This is a genomic window from Maribacter aurantiacus (genome assembly GCF_005780245.1).
Lineage (GTDB): Bacteria > Bacteroidota > Bacteroidia > Flavobacteriales > Flavobacteriaceae > Maribacter > Maribacter flavus.
Genome location: NZ_VBUK01000005.1, coordinates 53,362 through 75,375, shown reverse-complemented (window position 1 = coordinate 75,375; position 22,014 = coordinate 53,362). Strand labels below are relative to the sequence as shown.

The following is a 22,014-nucleotide window of genomic DNA, read 5'->3' as shown; positions in this document are numbered from 1 at the left end:
AACAAATTACATTCCAAAATAAAAAAGGAGCGATGATTATCGCTCCTTTTCTTGATAGTATGATATTAAAAAATATATCTACGTTACTTGACTTCTTCGAAGTCTACCCTTCGGCTACGCTCAGGACAGGCTACTTGACTTCTTCGAAGTCTACGTCCTCAACGTTATCGCCTTCGGTTGCGCTACCGCTACTATCAGCAGTAGGTTCGCCTTGGGCAGCACTTCCTCCACCTTGTTGCGCTTCGGCCTGTGCCTTGTACATCTCTTCAGAAGCTACTTTCCAAGCCTCGTTGATTTTATCCAAAGCCGGTGTGATTACGGCCAAATCTTTGGATTCATAAGCCGTTTTTAACTCCGCCAACGCATCCTCGATCGGTTTTTTCTTGTCCGCGGACAGTTTATCGCCAAACTCGGCCAACTGCTTTTCGGTCTGGAAAATCATGCCATCGGCCTCGTTCAATTTATCGGCCTTTTCCTTCGCTTTTTTATCGCTTTCGGCATTCGCCTCAGCTTCGGCCTTCATCTTTTTGATTTCCTCCTCTGTCAATCCGGAAGATGCCTCAATTCTTATATCTTGTGATTTTCCTGTGGCCTTGTCGGTCGCGGAAACCTTGATGATACCATTGGCATCTATGTCAAAGGTTACTTCTATTTGAGGAGTTCCCCTTGGTGCAGGTGGTATCCCGTCCAAATGGAACTTACCAATGGTCTTGTTATCGGCCGCCATGGGTCTTTCCCCTTGTAACACGTGTATTTCAACGGATGGCTGATTATCAGCGGCGGTGGAGAACACTTGGGATTTCTTGGTAGGAATCGTAGTATTCGCCTCTATCAATTTTGTCATAACGCTACCCATGGTCTCGATACCTAGGGATAATGGCGTAACATCCAACAACAACACATCTTTTACGTCTCCTGTCAATACACCACCTTGAATTGCGGCACCAATGGCAACCACCTCATCTGGGTTTACCCCTTTGGAAGGTTTCTTTCCAAAGAATTTTTCCACAGCTTCCTGAACGGCCGGTATCCTTGTGGAACCACCTACCAAAATGATTTCATCGATATCGCTTTTTGAAAGTCCGGCAGATTTCAATGCCTTTTCACATGGCTCAATGGTTCTTTTGACCAAATCCGCTATCAATTGCTCAAATTTGGATTTTGTCAAGGTACGCACCAAGTGCTTAGGTCCCGTAGCCGTGGCGGTTACGTATGGCAAGTTGATTTCCGTTTGGGAAGAGGAGGACAATTCAATTTTGGCTTTCTCCGCTGCCTCACGCAATCTTTGAAGTGCCATGGAGTCGTCACGTAGGTCCAAGCCTTCTTCGGCCTTGAATTCCTCTGCCAACCAATCGATTATCTTTTGGTCCACGTCATCACCACCCAAGTGGGTATCCCCATCGGTAGCCAAAACTTCAAAAACGCCATCACCCAGTTCTAGTATGGAAACGTCATGTGTTCCACCTCCAAAGTCGAAAACCACAATTTTCTGGTCGGTGTCCTTTTTGTCAAGACCATAGGCCAAAGAGGCAGCCGTAGGTTCGTTAATGATTCGCTCCACGGTAAGTCCGGCAATTTCTCCCGCTTCTTTGGTGGCCTGTCTTTGGGAATCGTTAAAGTAAGCAGGTACCGTAATAACGGCCCTTGTAACATCCTGACCCAAATAATCCTCGGCGGTTTTCTTCATTTTTTGAAGAATCATGGCCGATAGTTCCTGAGGCGTATACAAACGACCATCGATATCTACCCTGGGCGTATCGTTATCACCTTTGGTTACTTTGTAAGGGACCCTTTTAGCTTCTTTCTCAGATTCGGAGAACTTGTTCCCCATAAAACGCTTTATGGAGTAAATGGTCTTATGCGGATTGGTTACTGCCTGCCTTTTTGCAGGGTCTCCAACCTTGATTTCACCGCCCTCCACAAAAGCTATGACCGACGGTGTTGTTCTTTTTCCTTCTGCGTTTGGAATTACTACTGGCTCATTACCCTCCATCACGGAGACACAGGAGTTGGTAGTACCCAAATCTATTCCAATAATCTTACTCATTGTATATGTTTTAAAATTTAAGTGCTTAATTTTTCAATCAACCTTTAAATGACAAACAATATGCCAAGGGACAAAAACTGACAGGATGTCATTTATTTGTTTTTGAACCCGAATGATTGGGTTTGGAGTGAATTCAAAATGGAAAAACAATTTACACCTCGATCTAACTTTGTACATTAGTATTCGACTTTTTAAAAGATAATGGAACAAAGAGAAAGCATAAGCATTTTTGACATGCTCAAAATAGGCATAGGCCCATCCAGCTCCCATACCTTGGGACCTTGGCGAGCCGCGGAACGTTGGATCCTGGAGCTAAGGGAAGAAGGCAAATTTGAAAAAGTAGCTTCCATTTCTGTCCATTTCTATGGTTCCCTTTCGTTAACAGGGAAAGGCCATGCCACGGATTATGCCATTATTTTAGGGCTATTGGGCACCGATCCGGAAACGATTGCCATAGAAAACATTCAGACATATGTCCAAGATGTAAAAAGTACCCGAAAGTTGAATTTTGGGGGAAGTAAAACTTTGGATTTTGACCCGGAAAAAGACATCGTTTTCCATAAAAAGTTCCTTCCCTTCCATGCGAACGGTTTAAAGTTTGAGGCGATTTTGGCCGATGGAAAAAAGACCGCCAAAACCTATTATTCCATTGGTGGAGGTTTCGTTGTCGTGGAGGAACGTAAAAATGCCAAAAGAAAGAACAGTGTTTTTAACAGCTTTCCCTATCCCATGGAAAATGGACAGGAATTATTGCTAATCTGCCAAAAAGAATCAAAATCCATCTCCCAAATTGTTTTGGAGAATGAACGGTCCTTACGATCCGATGATGAAATCGACCATCAGATAAATCGGGTTTGGAACACCATGCTGGAGTGTATGTACCTTGGCTGCCACACCGAAGGAAAACTGCCCGGGGGTCTCAATGTAAAACGAAGGGCCTTCGAACTGCATGAAAACCTGAAAGGGGACCTGCCCTACTCCAATCCGGAAGAATGGCTGCAATCCATCCGACAGACAGAGGTAAAATTCAGGCAAATCCTGCAATGGGTAAGTTGTTTCGCCTTGAGCGTCAATGAAGTAAACGCCTCCTTGGGAAGGGTGGTTACCGCACCTACCAACGGCAGTGCTGGGGTAATCCCCGCAGTCCTTATGTATTATATGGTCATTGAAAACCACGCGGGGAATTTTGAACATATAAAACAGTTCTTGTTGGTTGCGGGGGAAATAGGCAGCATCTTCAAAAAAGGGGCGACCATTTCTGCAGCCATGGGCGGTTGCCAGGCGGAAATTGGGGTTTCCTCGGCAATGGCCGCTGGTGCTCTTACCGAACTACTAGGTGGAACTCCGGAACAAGTTTTGATGGCCGCGGAAATTGCCATGGAACATCACCTAGGTCTAACATGTGACCCAATTGGCGGATTGGTTCAAATCCCCTGTATAGAACGAAACTCTATGGGGGCCATCAAGGCCATAAATGCCGCGGAATTGGCCTTGGGTTCCGATCCGGCCGAAGCCAAGGTCCCCTTGGACAAAGTAGTCCAGACCATGTGGGAAACCGCCAAGGATATGAGTTCCAAATACAAGGAAACCTCCGAAGGCGGATTGGCCGTTGGTGTATTCCTAAGCGATTGTTAAAAACAAATTATGCGGGACATGAAACCCTCATCGAGGTATTTATTATGACAAATTAAATACCTCTACAAAAGGAAATATTTAAAAATCCATCTGTTAACCTTATTTTAAACGATTGAAATGAGCCATAACAATTCTTGATACCCCCTGAAACCCAGGGTTCACGAACACTTGTTTTGAAAATAGACAACCTTCGTGAGTAAATGGTCATTGGCGAATTACTTCTGACCTATGACAAATCATAAAAATAAACAGATGAAAAACTTAATTTCTGAACGGGTTGCCGATTTTCTAAAAAACTATCCGCCATTTAATATCATGGATACAGATCTTTTGGGGGAACTATCCCAACAGGTTTCCATCATTTATAAGGAAAAGGGAAGTTTGGTGTTCTCCTTTGAAGAGGAAGCACATCCCCATTTCTATGTGGTGCATAAAGGGGCCATAGAGCTCACGAATCCAAATGTAAAATCCATTACCGATTATTGTGACGAAGGCGATATTTTTGGTCTTAGACCCCTTATTGCCAAGGAGAATTACAAACTGGAGGCCCGGGCCTACGAAGAATCGATTCTCTATGCGATACCCATCGCCGTTTTTAGGCCCATATCAGAATCCAACCAGCGGGTTTCCAATTTTCTTACCGAAAGTTTTGCATCCAATCTACGAAATCCCTACCAATCGCGTAAACTGGAAAAATCGGGAATATCGACAAGCCTCAATGCCCAAGGAAACTTGGTCATCGATGATTTTCAGCCCATCCGCTATTCCAAAAAATTAATAACCTGCGGACCTAACACCACCATACAAAAGGCTGCGGAACGAATGACAAAAAACCGCATCGGATCCATATTGGTCTGCGAGAACAATCTTCCCGTGGGCATCGTTACGGATAAGGATTTAAGAAACAAGGTTGTGACGGGAACGTTTCCCATTACCGCCAGCGTTAGGAACATTATGTCCGCTCCGCTAATTACCTATCCAGAGAAAATGACGATTGCACAGGCCCAAATGGCCATGATGAAAAATGATATAAGCCACCTTATTTTGACCAAGGATGGAACTTCCAACAGTAAATCCGTAGGAATTATTTCGAAAAACGACATAATGGTATCGCTGGGAGACAATCCGGCCGTAATCGTAAAGGCCATCAAAAGGGCCAAAAAAATAAACCAAGTAAAGGAACTTCGTAAAAGTATCATGATGCTTTTAAGAGGCTATTTGGACCAAAACCTACCCATGGCACTGACCTCCAAGATTATTTCTGAACTGAACGATACCTGTATCAAACAGGTAATAAGGCTTTCCTTGGAGAAAATGAAGACACCGCCACCGGTACAGTTTGCGTGGCTGGCATTGGGCAGTCAGGGACGAGGCGAACAATTGCTCCATACCGATCAGGACAATGCACTGGTTTTTGAAGATGTGCCCGAAGAAGCATTGCCAAAGACTACGACCTATTTTTTGGAACTTTCCAAAAAAGTGACCAAAGGACTTAACAAAATTGGATATGAGTATTGCCCGGCGGATATGATGGCATCCAATCCCAAATGGTGCCTGAGCCTCAAGGAATGGAAGAACAAAATATCCTATTGGATCATTAATCCCGGCCCCAACGAGGTTTTGATGTCCTCCATTTTTTTTGATTATAGTTTGGCATATGGGCACAGGGAATTGTTGAACGAAATGTCCGACTATATTTTTTCGAACGTCAAGAAATACCCGATTTTCTTGGTTCATATTGCCAACGGGGCCTTACAGAGTCCATCCCCATCCGGTTTTTTTAGGTCTTTTTTAGTGGAACAGGACGGACAGCACAAGGACTTCTTCGACTTAAAGAACAGGGCGTTACGACCGCTCATCGATGCGGCACGCGTACTCATCCTTTCACATTCTGTCAAAGGAATCAGCAATACGTGGGAACGCTATGAAAAATTGGCAGAGTTGGAACCGAACAATCAAGACCTCTATTTGGCCTGTTCCTACGCCACCAAAGCACTTTTGAAATTTAGAACAAAACAGGGCTTGCTCCACCACGACTCCGGCAGGTATATCGAGTTGGAATCCTTGACAAAGGAGGAAAAAATGAAGTTAAAACGAACCTTTAAGGCCATCAAGGAAATACAGGATGTAATTTCCATTCGCTTTAAGGTTTCCAATATTTTGGGCTGATGGGCATATTTGATCGTTCCTCAAAATACCCTGACTACTGGCAGGTGTACGTAAAGTCCTTCAAACGGCCCTTGGAGAAGGACTTCAACAAGCTCACCTTTGTGGTTTTGGATACGGAAACCACAGGCTTTGACAAGACAAACGACCGTATCCTTTCCATTGGTGCCTTGAAAATACAGGGCAATCGTATCAATGTCGACGATATCCTAGATGTGTACATATCACAGGAAACCTTCAATAAAGAAAGCGTCCCTATCCATGGTATCCTTAGGAATGGACAGCAAGATTGCATTTCAGAGGAAGTGGCGATGAAAAAATTTCTGGGCTATGTGGAAAACCATATTATTGTGGCACATCACGCGGGTTTTGACATAGGCATGATCAATAGCGCGCTCAAAAGATTGGGACTTCCCAAATTAAAAAACACCCCTTTGGATACAGGCGTTTTGTATAAAAAAACGCTCCTAAAATCCTATCTCGTACAACCGAAGGAGCACTATTCCCTGGATGATTTGGCCGAGAAATTCTTGATATCCAAAAAGGATAGACACACGGCTTTGGGCGATGCCTATATAACCGCTCTAGCATTTCTAAAAATCCTTGTAAAAATCAAGGAAAAAAAGGAACTGTCCTTAAGGAATTTGAAATGATTAGGAATTTTTCAAATAGTCCAAAATATTTCCTTCAATCCGTTCGTGGATATTGGAAGTATCGGCCTTTTGAAAGGACTCGCCCGTAATGTTTTCGTAAAGTTCGATATACCTTTCAGAAACTGAGGTAATATATTCGTCCGACATTTCAGGAACTTTTTGCCCCTCCAACCCTTGAAAACCATTGGAAATAAGCCACTGCCTTACAAATTCCTTGGACAATTGCTTTTGGGGCTCATTTTTATCCTGTCTTTCCTGATATCCTTCCGCATAAAAGTACCGGGAAGAATCTGGGGTGTGTATCTCATCAATAAGCACAATAGTGCCATCCTTGGTCTTTCCGAATTCGTATTTGGTATCCACCAAAATTAGACCTCTTTTGGCAGCTATTTCCGTTCCCCGTTGAAAAAGTGCCTGGGTATATTTTTCAAGTACTTCGTAATCGGCTTTGGAAACGATGCCCCTTTTTATAATATCCTCCTTGGAAATATCCTCATCATGATCGCCCATTTCGGCCTTGGTGGCCGGAGTTATTATCGGCTTGGGAAACGGATCGTTTTCCTTAAGACCTTCTGGCATGGGGACCCCACAAAGCATTCTTTTACCAGCTTTGTATTCCCTGGCCGCGTGACCGGACATGTAGCCCCTTATGACCATTTCTACCTTGAAAGGCTCACAGGCATGGCCAATGGCTACATTTGGATCAGGGGTAGCGGTCAGCCAATTTGGTACAATATCCGCTGTTGACGCCATCATTTTGGTAGCTATTTGGTTCAGAATCTGACCCTTGAAGGGAATACCTTTGGGCATTACCACATCAAAGGCGGACAGTCTGTCCGTGGCGATCATAATCAATCGGTCGTCCTCAAGGGCATAGACTTCCCGCACCTTTCCTTTGTAAACACTTTTTTGTCCGGGGAATTTGAAATTGGTATCAAAAATGGTATTCTGCATGCCCTTTAATTTTGATGTTCAATGGTTTTGTACGCCTCAATGACCTTCTTGACCAATTTATGGCGAATGACGTCCTTATCGTCCAAATAAATAATTTCTATGCCTTCTACATTTTGCAGAATCAATAAAGCCTCCTTTAATCCGGATATGGTCCTTCTGGGCAAGTCTATCTGCCCTGGATCACCGGTCAACAAAAATTTGGCATTACGACCCATACGCGTCAAGAACATTTTCATCTGTGCGTGCGTGGTGTTCTGGGCCTCGTCCAAAATTACAAAGGCATCATCCAAGGTCCGCCCGCGCATAAAGGCCATGGGAGCAATCTGTATGGTACCGTTTTCGATGTAATGGGCCAACTTTTCCGCCGGGATCATATCCCTGAGCGCATCATACAAGGGCTGCATGTAGGGATCCAGTTTTTCCTTTAGGTCACCCGGTAAAAACCCAAGGTTCTCCCCTGCTTCCACCGCAGGTCTGGTCAGGATGATCCTACGTACCTGCTTTTCCTTCAATGCCTTTACCGCAAGTGCCACTCCGGTGTAGGTTTTCCCTGTTCCGGCAGGCCCAATGGCAAAAACCATATCGTTCTTTCTGGCCGCATCCACCAACCTACGCTGATTGACAGTCTGTGCCTTGATCAACCTGCCACTTACACCGTGTACCAGCGTTTCACCGCTGTTCTCCGGCCCTGTGTAATCCTTGGAATCGCCACTGGTAAGTACGCGCTCAATGCTATTTTCGTCCAGTTTATTGTACTTGATGAAATGCTCCGTAAGCATATCAAAACGCTTATCGAATTCCTCAAGTTGGTCCTCGTCCCCGTAGGCCTTTATTTTGTTGCCACGGGCAACTATTTTTAATTTGGGAAAATACTTTTTAAGTAGTTCTATATTTTCATTTTGTTGCCCAAAAAACTCTCTTGGACTTACTTCTGTGAGTTCTAATATGATTTCGTTCAAACAGTGGGATTTTGAAGATTTTAATTGGGCCAAGTTTAATTTCGCTCGGCTATTTTTTTGTTTAATTTTGTATATCAAATTTAAGCAAAAATTAAGTTTGGCTAACCAAAAACATATCAACATTGCTGCATGGCAATCATTACCCTTACAACCGATTTTGGACTGAAAGACCACTTTGTTGGGGTGTTAAAAGGTTCTATTTACAGCGAATTGCCCGATGCCAAAATTGTTGATATTTCCCATGACGTTGCACCGTTCAATATTCAGGAATGCGCCTACATCCTAAAAAACTCCTACAATAGTTTTCCCAAAGGCTCCATTCATATAGTGGGCGTAGACTCAGAGGCCACCCAAGAAAACCAGCACATTGTGGTTCTAATCAACGGCCACTATTTTGTCAGTGCGAATACAGGTGTCATTGGACTTATAACTTCAGAAATCAAACCGGATAAAGTCGTAGAGATCAAAATTCCCGATTCCTTGCACGGTTCCTTTCCGGTGCTAAGTGTCTTCGTTCAGGTAGCGTGCCATATCGCCCGGGGCGGCACATTGGAGGTCGTGGGCAAGCCTTTCAACGATCTCAAGGATTTGCGGGAATTCATGCCGCGAATCGTGGACGATGGCAAGAAAATTATTGGAAGTGTCATTTATATAGACAACTACGGCAACGTTGTGACCAATATCCAAAAACATCTTTTTGAGGCCTATAGAAAAGGACGTGAGTTTGAGCTTTTGGTACGGAACCACAAAATCAAAAAAATACACAAGGCCTATAACGACATCATTGATTTTTCCGTTGAAAAAAGCAAACAAAAGGGTGACGGCGATTTGTTGGCGCTTTTCAATTCATCGGATTATATAGAACTCGCCATTTACAAAAGCAACCTTAAAACGGTGGGTGGGGCATCCACCCTTTTGGGGCTTGATTATAGGGACACTATCATGATCGATTTTTTATAATCCGATAAGCCGACGTCTTGCCCAAAGATTTTCTTAATCGGCCTTTCATAGATGTATTTAGTTAATAACTCCGTCCCCATTTTTAGCCAAAACGCCTAGTCAACCCCCATAAAACGGGAAAATAAAGTTATAGGTAGCCTTGCCCGACTGTTGATAAGTTTGTTTCCGATAAATAAGCATTTAAAATATCTTTGTTTGATAGCAAAAGCGCCAACCTAATCGGCATTTTCCTTTAGGTTTATAGGGCTTTTCGGATTGAAACAAAACATAGAACGACCAATGAAATTTATTGTCTCCAGTACGTATTTATTAAAGCAACTTCAAATATTGGGTGGTGTAATAAACAATAGCAATACCCTGCCTATTTTGGACAATTTCCTGTTCGATTTGAACAAGGATAAACTAACGGTTTCTGCCTCGGACCTGGAGACCACCATGAGTTCCGTTTTGAACGTGGATTCAGACAATGAAGGAACCATAGCGGTTCCGGCAAGATTGCTATTGGAAACTTTAAAGACCTTTCCGGAACAACCGCTGACCTTTATCGTGGCGGATAACAACACGGTGGAAATCAGTTCCAACCACGGTAAATATGCCTTGGCCTATGCCGATGGTGCCGAGTTCCCAAAAGCCGTAGAGCTTACAAACCCAAGTTCAACTACCTTGTTGGGCGATATTCTTGCAACCGCCATCAATAAAACGATTTTTGCAGCGGGCAACGACGATTTACGTCCGGTTATGAGCGGGGTATTTTTTCAGTTTTCTACGGAGAACCTAACCTTTGTGGCCACTGATGCCCATAAATTGGTAAAATACCAACGGGAAGACGTTTCGGCTTCCGAAGTTGCGGAATTCATCATGCCCAAAAAGCCGCTTACCCTATTAAAGGGAATTTTGGCAGGAAGCGAATCCGATGTCCTTATCGAATACAACGAAAGCAATGCCAAATTTACGTTTGACGATACGGAACTGATTTGTCGTTTGATCGATGGTAAATACCCCAATTACGAAGCGGTAATCCCCAAGGAAAACCCTAACAAATTGACCATAGCAAGAAACCAGTTTTTGAGCTCGGTCAAAAGGGTTTCCATATTCTCAAATAAGACAACGCACCAAATCAGGCTTAAGATTGCCGGGGCCGAATTGAATATTTCCGCAGAGGACCTCGATTATTCCAATAAGGCCGAAGAACGGTTGACCTGTTCCTATCAGGGAGACGATATGCAGATAGGGTTCAATTCCCGATTTTTGATAGAGATGTTGAACAATCTGGGCTCGGATGAGGTTGCCCTTGAAATGAGCTTACCGAATCGCGCTGGAATCTTAACGCCTATTGACGGTTTGGACGAAGGTGAGAATGTAACCATGTTGGTCATGCCGGTGATGCTGAACAACTGATTCCAAAAAACATGGAAACTAAAAAGGGAGCCAAGTTTGGCTCCCTTTTTTATTCTTTTTATTTTATTATGATATAATTCGTATCGTCCCAAAATGACTGGGGGCTTCGCCGTTGGCAGCTTTGACCGCATTTACTATCGGCATTACAAAAGATAGGATTCCAGCAAAGACCAAAAGTAGGATACCGGCCCCTAAAAGCAAAATAGCTGGTATTCCAATGATAACATAAAGAATTAGACTGAGCTGCAGATTGATAATGGCCTTACCATGTTCGTTCATTCCAATAACGGAATCCTTTGTACTTAACCATAATACCAAAGGAACAATGAGTCCGCCAAAACCTGTAATGTAATCCAGATACTGACTTAGATGTGCAACCACCAAAAGGTTCCTATCCTCCCGTAAAGCTATATTTTGATTTACTACTTCCATTTTTTGATTGATTTTAAGATGGATAATTACCTATAGGACGCTTAAAAAGCGGATTTGTTACAATGCGTGTCCCTATTTCTTCCGTTCCAGCTTTTCCAGTTTTTTGCCCTCCTTCAGGAGCTTCGTATTCAACTTTTCTATTTTCTTGTTCAGTTTTTCAATATCATTTGGGGAGAGCTTCCCTTTTTGTAGGTCCTTTTCCATTTTCTCCTGAATGGATTGCAGCTGTTTTTCCATTTTGGAAATACCCTTTTCCGTGGATGCTATTTTTTTCTTTAGCTTTTCCGCTTCTTCCGCCTCTTTTTCAAGACGCGCTTCCTTTTTTTCCTTTTTTTCCCTTTTATCGACCTTTCGCTTAACTTCCTTTAATTCCTTTTGCCGCTCCCTTTCCAAAACGGATTCGGTTGGCATTGTTGCCTCCTGCGCGTACACGGAAAATAGGGAGGTAAATACTAAGAGAATGCATGTAAATCCGATTTTCATCTGTTTATTTTTTTTGTTTTTCATAGGTCAGCTTTAATTAGCCATCCCGATAGCTATCGGGACATCTCGATGGGTATCAAGACTTGTTATGGCTCATTTCATAGTTGTGTTCATTAATGCCGTTATTTGAATGTACTAATAAAAAGCGTCATTTAAAAATCAAGGCAAGACTACTTTTTAATTGATTATTTTTGCGGCATGAAACCCTTAGCCAGGGATTTGGTATAGCAAGTTTAGTACTTTTACAAAATTAAGTATTTAATAATCAGTCCATTGACCTAATTTTAAACGAATGAAAAGAGATGAGACCATAGTAGCGTTAGCGACCGCCTCAGGGGCTGGAGCCATTGCCGTTATTAGGGTTTCAGGAAAAGAAGCGATTACCATTACCTCCAAGCTATTCAAATCCGTTAGCGGTAAAAACCTGGAGACACAAAAAACTCATACCATTCATTTGGGGCACATTGTTGATGGCAACAAGATTCTGGATGAAGTCCTTGTTTCCGTCTTTAAAGGTCCCAATTCCTACACCGGCGAAAACGTTGCTGAAATATCCTGTCACGGGTCGCCCTACATTCAGCAGGAAATCATTCAGCTTTTTTTACGAAACGGCTGCCGAATGGCAGAAGCAGGAGAGTTCACCTTACAGGCCTTTTTGAACGGCAAAATGGATTTGAGTCAGGCCGAAGCCGTGGCCGACCTTATTGCCTCCGACAATGAAGCCAACCATCATATCGCCATGCAACAGATGCGGGGCGGGTTCAGTAACGAAATCCAGAAATTACGCGAACAACTGTTGAACTTTGCTTCCTTGATAGAATTGGAACTCGACTTTGCCGAAGAGGATGTTGAGTTTGCAGACCGTACCCAATTCAAATCCTTGGTGAACAGGATTCAGGAAGTATTGAAAAGACTCGTAAATTCCTTTGCCGTGGGCAATGTTATCAAAAATGGCATCCCCGTGGCCATTGTAGGGGAACCGAACGTGGGCAAATCTACGTTGTTGAATGCACTGCTCAACGAGGAGCGAGCGATCGTTTCGGATATTGCGGGTACTACGAGGGATAGTATAGAGGATGAAATCAATATTGGCGGAATAGGTTTTCGGTTTATCGATACGGCAGGCATACGTGAAACAGAGGATATCGTAGAGAGTATAGGCATTAAAAAGACGTTCGAAAAAATTGAACAGTCACAGGTCGTAATTCTTCTAGTGGACGGTAGCACTTTACATTCAGGTACTTCCTTGGATGAAAAACTCCGACAAATCCAGGCCGAAGCAGAAAAAATCCGAAGTAAAAGTCCTTCGAAACCCTTTTTGCTGTTGCTTAATAAATCCGATATGCTAACGGAGAATGAAATTTCCAGTATTGGCGAAACATTGCAGGAAGTCCATTTTATATCGGCAAAAACGGGAAAAGGAGTAGAGGATTTGCAAAACCGATTGTTGAATTTTGTAAATACCGGGGCTTTACGAAACAATGAGACCATCATAACCAATAGCCGCCATTACGACTCCCTATTAAGGGCCTTGGAGTCCATCGAAAAAGTCCAGATGGGCCTAACGGAGGAGCTCTCAAGCGACCTTATGGCCATCGATGTAAAGGAAACCCTTTATCACCTTGGGGAAATAACCGGGGAAGTAACCAATGACGAGTTATTGGGAAATATTTTTGCCAATTTCTGTATCGGTAAGTAAGTCCTGGTTTCATTTGGTCTCATATGATTTCATTTGATTGCAAATCAAATAGTTACAAAATTTTTTATCTCCGTTTATTTTCCGTTTTCTACCCATTTTCATACTTTTAGTACACCTCTGGTACACCTCGTAACCGATTTTAACAAAAAGGTGTACCAAAAGTACACCTCACTAAAATTGAACGGTATGAAAATCACATTGAGACAAAAGAAACTGAAAAATGGAAGAGCAAGTCTTTATCTTGAATTCTATGGCGGAAGCCGAATGGGCAAAAACGGGACTAAAAAGCACATCAGAACTTTTGAATATTTAAAGCTATATGTTTTTGAAAAGCCTCAAAATGCAGAGGAGAAAAGAAAGAACAAGGAAGCACTGCAATTGGCAGAAAATATCCTTACTATCCGAAGAGCAGATTTCATAAAAGGCAAATACCAAATGAAGAATGAAAAGAAAGGGCAGATTACCTTTTTAGACTTCTTCCGGCGCATGAAAGATGAACGTTACGAAAGTAATGCCAATTATGGCAATTGGGATGCTGCATTAAAACATATCGAAAAATTTTGCTCCGAGCATGTACAACTTAAAGACGTAGATTCCGATTTCGTGAAAGACTTCAAGAAATATTTAGATACCAAAGCCAAAACAAAAGGAGGCACTCCCCTATCCCAAAATTCAAAATACACCTATTTCAATAAATTCAGGGCGGCATTGCGGGAGGCCTATACGGAAAGCTATGTACAGCATGATGTGGTCAAGTCTATTAAAAGCTTTGAGCAAGCGGAATCAGTACGAGAATATCTTACCCATTCTGAATTACAGGCATTGTCTCACGCCTACTGTAAATACCCTGTTTTAAAAAATGCTTTTATTTTTAGTTGTCTTACCGGACTGCGATGGAGCGACATTGCCAAATTAAAATGGTCTGAAGTCAGGGACGAAGACCAAGGCGCACGGGTTATTTTCCGCCAGAAGAAAACCGACGGATTGGAATACCTTTATATTTCTGCACAGGCAAGAAAATTGCTCGGTTACCGAAAAAACCCTAACGACAAGGTATTTAAAGGCCTTAAATATGGTGCACATTTCAATGCGCAAATCCTTTCTTGGTGCATGCGGGCTGGAATAACTAAACATATTACTTTCCATAGTGCAAGACACACGAATGCCGTATTGCTGTTAGAAAACGGAGCGGATATTTACACCGTTTCCAAACGATTGGGTCATAGGGAAATTCGCACAACCGAAATCTATACCAAAATTATAGATGAGAAAATGAAAGCAGCGGCTAACATGATTCCTGAATTGGAGATGAACATTACAGCATAAAACGGCATGCCTATTGGCTATATAAGGAGTTTTATAAAACTTTCAATTATGAGACTAAAAATAAGACCAATTAAAATAATTTCTTAACATCTTCTAGTGAGTAATTAAAACGGCTGTTTAATGCTACATCTCTGCAAATAAATTGAAAGGGATTGATGACAAGATCCATAAAATTTGAAATGGGATTCCCTTAATCATTTATTCTCCAAATTTTGAACTAAACAATTAGTTTTAACTAAATATTTAGTTATATTTGGATTAAATAGGTAGATAAGTTATGTTAACCAAAAATATTTTACATCTAAACTTTGTTGGCCTACTACTAATTTTGTTTGTAGGCTGTAAAAAAGATAATAGAACTTTCGAAAAAATTACATTTGAAAACCCTTACCTCTTTAGTTCGGAAATCAAGAATGACATCGAAAATGACACTACACCTTGGAAATATCAAATGTCGTCCCAATCATTTGCCAGCAAAGGAGATTATCAAAACGCCTTAAAACATTGGGACTTGGCAATGGGCACTTCCGAGAAACGCTATACAGAAATGCAGTTGGATTCTATAAAGAAACTTTACATCAGCGAAAGCTCAAATGTTCTTGATGCTGTTAATTATATAACTGAGTCAGCAAAATCAAATCAAGTTGTCATCATTAACGAAGCGCACCACAATTCGTCACATAGAGTGTTCACCAAATCACTTCTTAAAGAATTATTTGATATCGGTTACACTAACATAGGTTTTGAGACTTTAGGGAATGGAGAATACATGGATTCCTTATTAATGAAAAGAGGGTATCCAACGCAAGAAACGGGTTATTATACAAAAGATCCACAGTTTGGAGATTTAGTTCGTAGAGCCCTCGAAATAGGTTTCTATATATTCCCGTACGAACAGACCACTGATTCTGATGGGAAACCCAGAGAAATCGAGCAGGCGAAAAACATTCAAAAAGAGATTCAAAAAAGACCTAATGAAAAATTTCTGATTCATTGTGGTTTCGACCATGTTTACGAAGGAGTTCATGATCGTTGGGAAAAAGCAATGGCGGCTCGTTTAAAGGAATATACTGGAATAGACCCCTTAACTATTGACCAGGTAAAGTACAGCGAAAAAAGTTTACCTGAATTAAACCATCCTATTATAAACATACTAGATATTGATGAGCCGTCGGTGATAATCGATAAAAACAGAAAGCCGTTGAGAAACGAGCGTTCAAAACGATGGACAGACTTGGCGGTTTTCCATCCGAGAACTAAAATTGTGAAAGGAAGGCCCAACTGGTTATTTAAAAATGGTAATAAACCAATATCCTTGGATATCAGGGACGTAGATTTATCTTTTCCTGTTATGGTTCTAGCCTATAAAAAAGGTGAAGATATCAATAATGCTATTCCCATTGATATAGTTGAAATTGAAAATAGAACAGATCTAACTAATCTCGCTTTGAAATCCGGAATCTACGAGGTAGTATTAGAGGACAAAAAGAACAACGCACGAAAATTTGAAATTAGCGTAGAATGATTAGTTCAAAGCTAATTATAATTAGGGTGCCTTAATTCATTTCGACACGTTCCAATTCAGGAAAGAATCCAAGATGAAAAAAATAAAGTTAGCATTTACATTGGCCGTTACTTCTCTCCTAATATGTTGTAATCAGTCTCAAAAAGAAAGCTTCAACATTCTACTAATTGGTAACAGTAGTATCTATTTTAACAACATGCCAAAAATGCTTGAGTTTATCGCCTCTGAAAATGGCTTTAGATTAAAAACTAAACTATTAGCATATGGCGGTTATACCCTGCAGGATCATTTGAACGATGGCAGAATAGTGCAAATCCTAAATTCCATGGACTGGGATTTCGTAGTGCTTAATGAACAGAGTACATTAGGGGAAAATTATTCAATCAATGGTTTTCCAAGAGTAAGGGAAAGTTTTTCATTCTACAACAGCGTTAGGGAATTCGATTCACTAATTAGAAAAACTGGTGCCCAAACCATAATTATTTCACTGTATCCAAGAAAAAATGCCCCAAAGCAAGATGGCCTAATGCTGGACTACTCATACATGAAAATTGCCAGAGAACTCAAGATTTTATTAGCCCCAGTGAGCGAAACATGGAAAGCTGTTTCCAATGAAAGGACAGGTTGGGAACTTTATCGAGAAGATAATTTACATCCTACACCACTCGGCTCATATATTACGGCAAGTGTACTTTTTTCTACAATAACCAAAAAAAAGAGTAAACCTCTGGACAAGGAAATTTTTGGACCTTTAATTGAAGACTTCGATGGATTCGTACAGAAAGACTCCATAGTCAGTTTGATAAATATGGATACCTCAAAATCTCGATTTATAAGTGGTATTGTATTTAAGAATATCGAAAAACTAAACGAAGCTGGTGGATATTTTCATATTGAAAAACCTAAGTAAAACATGTTTATTTAATTTGGCAGGTTCTTTGAATTAGATCATTTATAAGACATCATTCAATAGAAGAATGCAAAGTTTCTTCAAACAACTATTTTGTAGTGTACTGCTCCTAAAACAATATAATCTACCCTTTTAAAACCAGGTTTTTCACATTGAGCAATCTTTAATTGTTAATAACTCAAAATTCTGCCATTTTCGAAAAAAATCAAATGATACCATTTGAAGCCATTTGAAACCAAATCTGAAATACTACATTACATATAGTTTCATTTGAATTAATTTTATATAACTTATTGCATATCAGATTTTTGTGAATAACTTAAATCGAAAAGTCTAGCCCTCCCTCTTCCTTTATTTTACCTTTATCACAAGAATTCTTCAATAGAAAACAAAAGCGCTTTTGTTCATTTAGCAACCCTAAATAGGAAAACAATGGACAATTTTTTAATCCTTGAACGACTCGATCGCTTGGAACGGCTTTTAATAGCCAATAAGGAAGTACTCACCTTTGAGGAAACCTGTGATTATACCGGAATATCAAGAAGCTATCTGTATAAATTAACGGCCTCTGGAAACATACCGCACTCAAAACCCAATGGAAAGATGCTGTTCTTTGAAAAGGCCAAACTCAATGCATGGCTCTTACAGAACGGAAGAAAGTCAAATTCGGAAATCGAGACCGAAGCCCTCAACTACACTTTTAAAAATAGGCGCAGATGAAAAGGGAACAGATACGCTGGGAAAAGGTTCGTGCCATTTGTGTCGTAAAAACGATGGCAAAGGCCGGACACTTTCCGAAAAGGGAGACGGAGAAAGAAGCTTGGTTTCTAAGTCCGTTCCGGCCAGAAACCCATGCCTCTTTCAAGGTGTCGAAAATCAAGAACCTATGGTTCGACCATGGAGCAGGTTTTGGGGGAAATGTTCTCGATTTAGTCGTCCGGTTTTACGACTGCCGTCTTCGGGAAGCCCTGGACTTTTTGTCGGACGTACCGACCTCTCTTTCTTTTCACCCGCAACCTTTTGTCCCGCCATCAAACGATAAATTGATTGTCAAAAGTGCCAATCCTATTTGGCACTATGGACTTAAAGTTTATTTAAAAGAGCGGAATATAACACTGGACACCGCAAATAAATACTGTAAGGAAGTCCATTACTCCCGAAAAGGAAACCACTATTTCGGTATCGGGTTGCAGAACGATTCCGGGGGTTGGGAACTTCGAAATAGGTACTACAAGAGTTCGTCTTCCCCAAAGGACATTACCTCTTTTTCAAACGGAGGTATGCAGTTAGTGGTGACGGAGGGAATGTTCGATTTTTTAACGGTCACCAACTTCTGTCACGGGAACATGTCCTTTCTCATTTTAAACTCGCTTTCCTTTCTTAAAAAAGCCATGAAACACATAGAAATGTTCAAGTATGTGAAACTGTATCTCGACAATGATAATGCAGGAAAAGAAGCGACAAATTGGTTGATGCAAAACCATAAAGGATGCATCGATAAATCTTATTTCTATAAAGATTTCAAAGATATAAATGAGATGTGGATACGAAGAAATATAGAAATCGGAAAGAAGTTGTAGAAATGCGTCTGAGTGAGAATTCAAGATGTGTCATTGTCATGACAAATCTTGCTTTTGCTCCCGTTGGTCGCAAAAGGGTAGAAACTGTTAAATGAGTTTCCAATATATGCTTTAGTAAAAGGTATTTCGATTGAAAAAGACTAAATAAAACCCTAAGTGAAAAAGGAGTTTGTACAATTTCGATGTTCCATTTATGAGAAGAAGCTGCTCAAGATCAAGGCGAAAAAGAGCGGACTTTCCATAAGTGAATAATGCCGGCGTGCCGCATTTGACCATAGGATTGTCGAACGGTTTTCCGATGAACAAATCGATGTGTACAAATTACTCGTAAAATATCAGGTCAACTTTAAACGTATCGGGAATATGTACCGAAAACGGAATCCGAAATTAGCTGATGAAGTAATAGAATTAGCAAGTGAAATACGGAAACATCTATACAATTTCAAGAAATGATAGGCATGGGAAAATCCATATCTCATACGGGAGCTTCCTTGGGTTATGGGTGGAACGAGGAGAAAGATGCCAAGGTGGTCTATCGTGAACATCTGGCAGGGGACAACCCCAAAGAGCTAACACAGGAATTCAAACTTATTCAAACTCAAAACCATCGATGCAAAAAGAACACCTTGAGTTTCGTGCTTAGTCCCACCATAGAGGATGGAAAGGAATTAAAAGAAAAAGAACTAAAGGAAATTACGGAAAGGTTCATCAAGGAAATGAAACTAAAGGAACGACAGGCAATTGCCTTTGTACATCAGGATAAAAGTCATCGGCATATCCATTTATACGTAAACCGCATCGGTTTTGATGGGAAAGCATACAAAGACAACTATATCGGGAAACGGAGCCAACAGGCCGCCGAAAAGGTTGCCCAACAAATGGGTTTGACCACGGTAAGGGAAGTGCAACAAGAAAAACTTAATGAAGTGAAGAATGTACGCCAAGAAATAAAGCAAATCCATGAAAAGGTTATTACCGAAATGAAGCCCAAGGATTTTGATCAATATATAAGGTATATGAAACAAAATGATGTAAAGGTTGTTCCAAGCATAAGTAAATCAAATCAGCTACGGGGCTTCCGCTTTGAATACAAAGGACAAAACCTGAAAGGAAGTGAAGTACATCGTTCCATGTCAATGGGGCGAATAGCGGAGCGAATCGGGTTTGATAAAAATATTGCCAAAAAAATAGCTAAAGAAAACACGGTAGCGATGCTTGGAAAGACCGTAGGCTTATTGCCTAACTTGGTCACAACAATCACTAAAAAAGCATTCAGGATAGCCGTTAAAAAAACAATAGGATTAGGAATTGAAATATAAAACTATGGCAAAATTAGATGAAATAGCAGAGTTGTTGACCGAAGAAATCAAGGAATTCGAAAACTCGGTCAGTCGTCTGGAAGAGATGAAAGCTTTTTTGATGACCTATAAAATCAAACCCGACACCAAGGATATTGACTTTGTCTTAAGGAGATATAATGAGGACCAAAAGAAAGTCATTGAAAATCAATATAAGTTGATGGACAATGTGGTCTACTATATCAAAAAGTCCATAACCTTTCCGATATGGGCCATAAAGCTGTTTTGGGGTCTTTTGGTAATTATCTTTCTGGTATTTGGATTCTCCGTTTATAAAGTCTCTCGAATCTCAGATATAAAACTAGAAGCTTATGGACAGGGAGAGGAAAAAGCAGTAGGGCATTTCAGGGCATTTTTCGAGGCCAGCCCAGAGGCCAGCGAACTCTACCAAAAATGGCTAGAACCCCAAAGCAAAAAGTAGGGTGCGCCCTATCCGGTTTTTGCTTTACGCTAATCTGCCGGAATCACTACAAAAACCGGACAGGATCCATGCGCAAAGTTTTTAGGTAAGATTTGGGACACAATGTTTGCTTGAAATTAGAATTAATTAACGTCCCAATAAAAGTCCATCGTTTTAAACTAAACAGCTAATCTTCAAATGAATATTATTTATTCCTTACTATAAAGCTCTGGGGTGTGTATAAATTGAAAAGCTATAGTAATAATTACATCAGATTTCTCTGATAAACGAAAACTATAATTAGACCATCCTTTTTCATACTCTTTATTCTTTCCAATATAATTTGGATGTTGCAGAATTGTTTTTTCAGCACTATCTAAAACATTAGAAAAATCCTCATTGGGCACAAAGTTGAGCACAGCAGATTTGGAATCTCTCCATGTCAAATATTTCAAAATTTGGTTGATTGTTTCAATAAGAGTTTTAGGTCCTTTCCAAATCTTGCATTCTCCTATGAATAGGTTTGTATTCTCATGCTTAATAGAAATGTCTGTTTTACCTTTCTTATTATAGGCTTCCCCTGCAACTACAGCAATAATGTTTGGAACTAATACAAACAACAATTGATCCCTTAAGGTTTCTTCATCTCTACCTATATACAATCTTGGATATTTTTCCCACATCTTGCCGCAATCATGTAGTATTTTTAGAATATGGGTGAAGTCATCTTCGGTAATATACCACTCATAAGTGGGAGTATTCGGAGTTATCTTTTTAGGTTTAGGTTGAATCTTCTTTGACTTAAGAACCTTTTTTGGAATAAAGAAATCGGTTAAATTTGGGTCACTAACTATAGGAAAGACAAGCTTTGATTCATATTCCTGATCTCGTTTTAACTTTTCAATTCTTTGATTTACAAGTGAACGTAAAACATTCGGCAAATTAAAATTATACTCTTCAATTGTAGTTTTTAACTCTAAATAAAATTCATTGAAAATTTTCTTGTCATCAAAAAAGGTTTCATTGGTTTTTTCTGGATTTTGCCAAAGGTCTATGTATGTAAATTGAAGTTTGTTGCCATCAATTACGTAAGGCACTCCGACTGGATTAAAAGACTTGGTAGAATAGCTCATACCTCCCGCGAAGGGCTTATTATAGTCTATCTTGTCTCCCCTGTAGACCATTATGTCGTGTCTGCCATCACTAATTGGTATAAAGAAGTCGATTTTTTTACGCTCAATCGTGCCATTAAAACCTCTATCAAAAGAACTTGGTAAATCTTGTGAAGTCAACTTTACGTTAGATATTTTGGTAGTTCCTTTTTCCCAGAAAATGATTGGTAAATCGCCAATTTTATAATCATCAAAAAGGTCATTGACAATATAATCAACACTTTGCGACGAAAACAAATTATCAGGCATATCTTTAATTTGCTTGACAATTCGGCCCGTTTTTACTTGAAGTAGTGTCCTAAATGGATTTTTGAAAAGAATATTTAATCTCTTATGTGTATGTAACTCCATCTAATT

The 22,014-nt window shown here is 40.5% G+C and carries 20 protein-coding genes; 14 read left to right on the top strand and 6 right to left on the bottom strand.

Annotated elements, in window-relative coordinates:
- Positions 1 to 130: 130 nt before the first annotated feature.
- The gene (gene dnaK / locus FEK29_RS10155; protein WP_138258325.1) at positions 131 to 2,047 is read right to left on the bottom strand and encodes a molecular chaperone DnaK; all 1,917 of its coding nucleotides are present in this window, start codon (positions 2,045 to 2,047) and stop codon (positions 131 to 133) included.
- Positions 2,048 to 2,248: 201 nt separating this feature from the next.
- Here dnaK and FEK29_RS10150 point away from each other — a divergent pair, with 201 nt between their 5' ends.
- The 3 genes from FEK29_RS10150 to FEK29_RS10140 all read left to right on the top strand — a co-directional run bounded on the left by FEK29_RS10150 (position 2,249) and on the right by FEK29_RS10140 (position 6,501).
- Positions 2,249 to 3,682, top strand: a complete 1,434-nt coding sequence (locus tag FEK29_RS10150; protein ID WP_240042726.1) for an L-serine ammonia-lyase — start codon at positions 2,249 to 2,251, stop codon at positions 3,680 to 3,682.
- A 252-nt stretch (positions 3,683 to 3,934) separates the two neighbouring features.
- Positions 3,935 to 5,851, top strand: coding sequence for a DUF294 nucleotidyltransferase-like domain-containing protein (locus tag FEK29_RS10145; RefSeq protein WP_138258324.1), 1,917 nt, complete (start codon positions 3,935 to 3,937; stop codon positions 5,849 to 5,851).
- A complete protein-coding gene (locus FEK29_RS10140; RefSeq protein WP_138258323.1) occupies positions 5,851 to 6,501 on the top strand; it encodes a 3'-5' exonuclease in 651 nt (216 codons plus the stop codon). The genes FEK29_RS10145 and FEK29_RS10140 overlap by 1 nt, the downstream gene beginning before the upstream one ends.
- On the opposite strand, the gene FEK29_RS10135 is transcribed toward FEK29_RS10140, so the two are convergent.
- Both FEK29_RS10135 and FEK29_RS10130 read right to left on the bottom strand, forming a co-directional pair.
- Positions 6,502 to 7,455 carry a phosphoribosylaminoimidazolesuccinocarboxamide synthase gene (locus FEK29_RS10135; protein WP_138258322.1) on the bottom strand — a complete coding sequence of 318 codons (954 nt, stop codon included), beginning with the start codon at positions 7,453 to 7,455 and terminating at the stop codon, positions 6,502 to 6,504.
- Positions 7,456 to 7,460: 5 nt separating this feature from the next.
- Entirely contained in the window at positions 7,461 to 8,414 is a 954-nt protein-coding gene (locus FEK29_RS10130) for a PhoH family protein (protein ID WP_138258321.1), read from the bottom strand.
- A gap of 129 nt (positions 8,415 to 8,543) precedes the next feature.
- Here FEK29_RS10130 and FEK29_RS10125 point away from each other — a divergent pair, with 129 nt between their 5' ends.
- Together FEK29_RS10125 and dnaN are read left to right on the top strand one after the other, a co-directional pair.
- Positions 8,544 to 9,374 (top strand): SAM hydrolase/SAM-dependent halogenase family protein, encoded by an 831-nt coding sequence (locus FEK29_RS10125; RefSeq protein ID WP_138258320.1) that lies wholly within the window; start codon positions 8,544 to 8,546, stop codon positions 9,372 to 9,374.
- 279 nt (positions 9,375 to 9,653) lie between these two features.
- On the top strand, positions 9,654 to 10,772 hold the full coding sequence (gene dnaN / locus FEK29_RS10120; protein ID WP_138258319.1) for a DNA polymerase III subunit beta: 1,119 nt from the start codon (positions 9,654 to 9,656) through the stop codon (positions 10,770 to 10,772).
- A 66-nt stretch (positions 10,773 to 10,838) separates the two neighbouring features.
- Here the strand turns inward: dnaN and FEK29_RS10115 are convergent, their stop codons facing one another.
- Together FEK29_RS10115 and FEK29_RS10110 are read right to left on the bottom strand one after the other, a co-directional pair.
- The gene (locus FEK29_RS10115; RefSeq protein WP_138258318.1) at positions 10,839 to 11,204 is read right to left on the bottom strand and encodes a DUF4870 domain-containing protein; all 366 of its coding nucleotides are present in this window, start codon (positions 11,202 to 11,204) and stop codon (positions 10,839 to 10,841) included.
- Between the two features lie 72 nt (positions 11,205 to 11,276).
- Complete coding sequence (locus FEK29_RS10110; RefSeq protein WP_205123415.1) at positions 11,277 to 11,711, bottom strand: hypothetical protein; 435 nt, start codon at positions 11,709 to 11,711, stop codon at positions 11,277 to 11,279.
- A gap of 268 nt (positions 11,712 to 11,979) precedes the next feature.
- On the opposite strand from FEK29_RS10110, the gene mnmE reads away from it, so the two are divergent.
- The 9 genes from mnmE to FEK29_RS10065 all read left to right on the top strand — a co-directional run bounded on the left by mnmE (position 11,980) and on the right by FEK29_RS10065 (position 20,506).
- Entirely contained in the window at positions 11,980 to 13,386 is a 1,407-nt protein-coding gene (gene mnmE / locus FEK29_RS10105; RefSeq protein WP_138258316.1) for a tRNA uridine-5-carboxymethylaminomethyl(34) synthesis GTPase MnmE, read from the top strand.
- Positions 13,387 to 13,572: 186 nt separating this feature from the next.
- A complete protein-coding gene (locus tag FEK29_RS10100; protein WP_138258315.1) occupies positions 13,573 to 14,712 on the top strand; it encodes a site-specific integrase in 1,140 nt (379 codons plus the stop codon).
- A 277-nt stretch (positions 14,713 to 14,989) separates the two neighbouring features.
- Positions 14,990 to 16,237, top strand: a complete 1,248-nt coding sequence (locus FEK29_RS10095; RefSeq protein ID WP_138258314.1) for a hypothetical protein — start codon at positions 14,990 to 14,992, stop codon at positions 16,235 to 16,237.
- A gap of 73 nt (positions 16,238 to 16,310) precedes the next feature.
- The gene (locus FEK29_RS10090) at positions 16,311 to 17,147 is read left to right on the top strand and encodes an SGNH/GDSL hydrolase family protein (protein WP_138258313.1); all 837 of its coding nucleotides are present in this window, start codon (positions 16,311 to 16,313) and stop codon (positions 17,145 to 17,147) included.
- A gap of 432 nt (positions 17,148 to 17,579) precedes the next feature.
- Positions 17,580 to 17,867 carry a helix-turn-helix transcriptional regulator gene (locus FEK29_RS10085; RefSeq protein WP_138258312.1) on the top strand — a complete coding sequence of 96 codons (288 nt, stop codon included), beginning with the start codon at positions 17,580 to 17,582 and terminating at the stop codon, positions 17,865 to 17,867.
- Positions 17,864 to 18,727, top strand: coding sequence for a toprim domain-containing protein (locus FEK29_RS10080; RefSeq protein ID WP_138258311.1), 864 nt, complete (start codon positions 17,864 to 17,866; stop codon positions 18,725 to 18,727). The genes FEK29_RS10085 and FEK29_RS10080 overlap by 4 nt, the downstream gene beginning before the upstream one ends.
- A gap of 156 nt (positions 18,728 to 18,883) precedes the next feature.
- Entirely contained in the window at positions 18,884 to 18,979 is a 96-nt protein-coding gene (locus FEK29_RS18195; RefSeq protein ID WP_394347772.1) for a plasmid mobilization protein, read from the top strand.
- A 206-nt stretch (positions 18,980 to 19,185) separates the two neighbouring features.
- Entirely contained in the window at positions 19,186 to 20,046 is an 861-nt protein-coding gene (locus FEK29_RS10070) for a relaxase/mobilization nuclease domain-containing protein (protein ID WP_240042725.1), read from the top strand.
- 4 nt (positions 20,047 to 20,050) lie between these two features.
- Complete coding sequence (locus FEK29_RS10065; RefSeq protein ID WP_138258309.1) at positions 20,051 to 20,506, top strand: DUF6730 family protein; 456 nt, start codon at positions 20,051 to 20,053, stop codon at positions 20,504 to 20,506.
- 188 nt (positions 20,507 to 20,694) lie between these two features.
- Here the strand turns inward: FEK29_RS10065 and FEK29_RS10060 are convergent, their stop codons facing one another.
- Positions 20,695 to 22,008 (bottom strand): protein kinase family protein, encoded by a 1,314-nt coding sequence (locus FEK29_RS10060; RefSeq protein WP_138258308.1) that lies wholly within the window; start codon positions 22,006 to 22,008, stop codon positions 20,695 to 20,697.
- Positions 22,009 to 22,014 lie beyond the last annotated feature (6 nt).

What these genes read in the sequence shown, in the direction of transcription:
- dnaK (WP_138258325.1), bottom strand. Translation starts at nt 2,047, where the DNA reads ATGAGTAAGATTATTGGAATAGATTTGGGTACTACCAACTCCTGTGTC.
- FEK29_RS10150 (WP_240042726.1), top strand. Translation starts at nt 2,249, where the DNA reads ATGGAACAAAGAGAAAGCATAAGCATTTTTGACATGCTCAAAATAGGC.
- FEK29_RS10145 (WP_138258324.1), top strand. Translation starts at nt 3,935, where the DNA reads ATGAAAAACTTAATTTCTGAACGGGTTGCCGATTTTCTAAAAAACTAT.
- FEK29_RS10140 (WP_138258323.1), top strand. Translation starts at nt 5,851, where the DNA reads ATGGGCATATTTGATCGTTCCTCAAAATACCCTGACTACTGGCAGGTG.
- FEK29_RS10135 (WP_138258322.1), bottom strand. Translation starts at nt 7,455, where the DNA reads ATGCAGAATACCATTTTTGATACCAATTTCAAATTCCCCGGACAAAAA.
- FEK29_RS10125 (WP_138258320.1), top strand. Translation starts at nt 8,544, where the DNA reads ATGGCAATCATTACCCTTACAACCGATTTTGGACTGAAAGACCACTTT.
- dnaN (WP_138258319.1), top strand. Translation starts at nt 9,654, where the DNA reads ATGAAATTTATTGTCTCCAGTACGTATTTATTAAAGCAACTTCAAATA.
- FEK29_RS10115 (WP_138258318.1), bottom strand. Translation starts at nt 11,204, where the DNA reads ATGGAAGTAGTAAATCAAAATATAGCTTTACGGGAGGATAGGAACCTT.
- FEK29_RS10110 (WP_205123415.1), bottom strand. Translation starts at nt 11,711, where the DNA reads ATGAAAAACAAAAAAAATAAACAGATGAAAATCGGATTTACATGCATT.
- mnmE (WP_138258316.1), top strand. Translation starts at nt 11,980, where the DNA reads ATGAAAAGAGATGAGACCATAGTAGCGTTAGCGACCGCCTCAGGGGCT.
- FEK29_RS10100 (WP_138258315.1), top strand. Translation starts at nt 13,573, where the DNA reads ATGAAAATCACATTGAGACAAAAGAAACTGAAAAATGGAAGAGCAAGT.
- FEK29_RS10095 (WP_138258314.1), top strand. Translation starts at nt 14,990, where the DNA reads ATGTTAACCAAAAATATTTTACATCTAAACTTTGTTGGCCTACTACTA.
- FEK29_RS10090 (WP_138258313.1), top strand. Translation starts at nt 16,311, where the DNA reads ATGAAAAAAATAAAGTTAGCATTTACATTGGCCGTTACTTCTCTCCTA.
- FEK29_RS10085 (WP_138258312.1), top strand. Translation starts at nt 17,580, where the DNA reads ATGGACAATTTTTTAATCCTTGAACGACTCGATCGCTTGGAACGGCTT.
- FEK29_RS10080 (WP_138258311.1), top strand. Translation starts at nt 17,864, where the DNA reads ATGAAAAGGGAACAGATACGCTGGGAAAAGGTTCGTGCCATTTGTGTC.
- FEK29_RS10070 (WP_240042725.1), top strand. Translation starts at nt 19,186, where the DNA reads ATGGGAAAATCCATATCTCATACGGGAGCTTCCTTGGGTTATGGGTGG.
- FEK29_RS10065 (WP_138258309.1), top strand. Translation starts at nt 20,051, where the DNA reads ATGGCAAAATTAGATGAAATAGCAGAGTTGTTGACCGAAGAAATCAAG.
- FEK29_RS10060 (WP_138258308.1), bottom strand. Translation starts at nt 22,008, where the DNA reads ATGGAGTTACATACACATAAGAGATTAAATATTCTTTTCAAAAATCCA.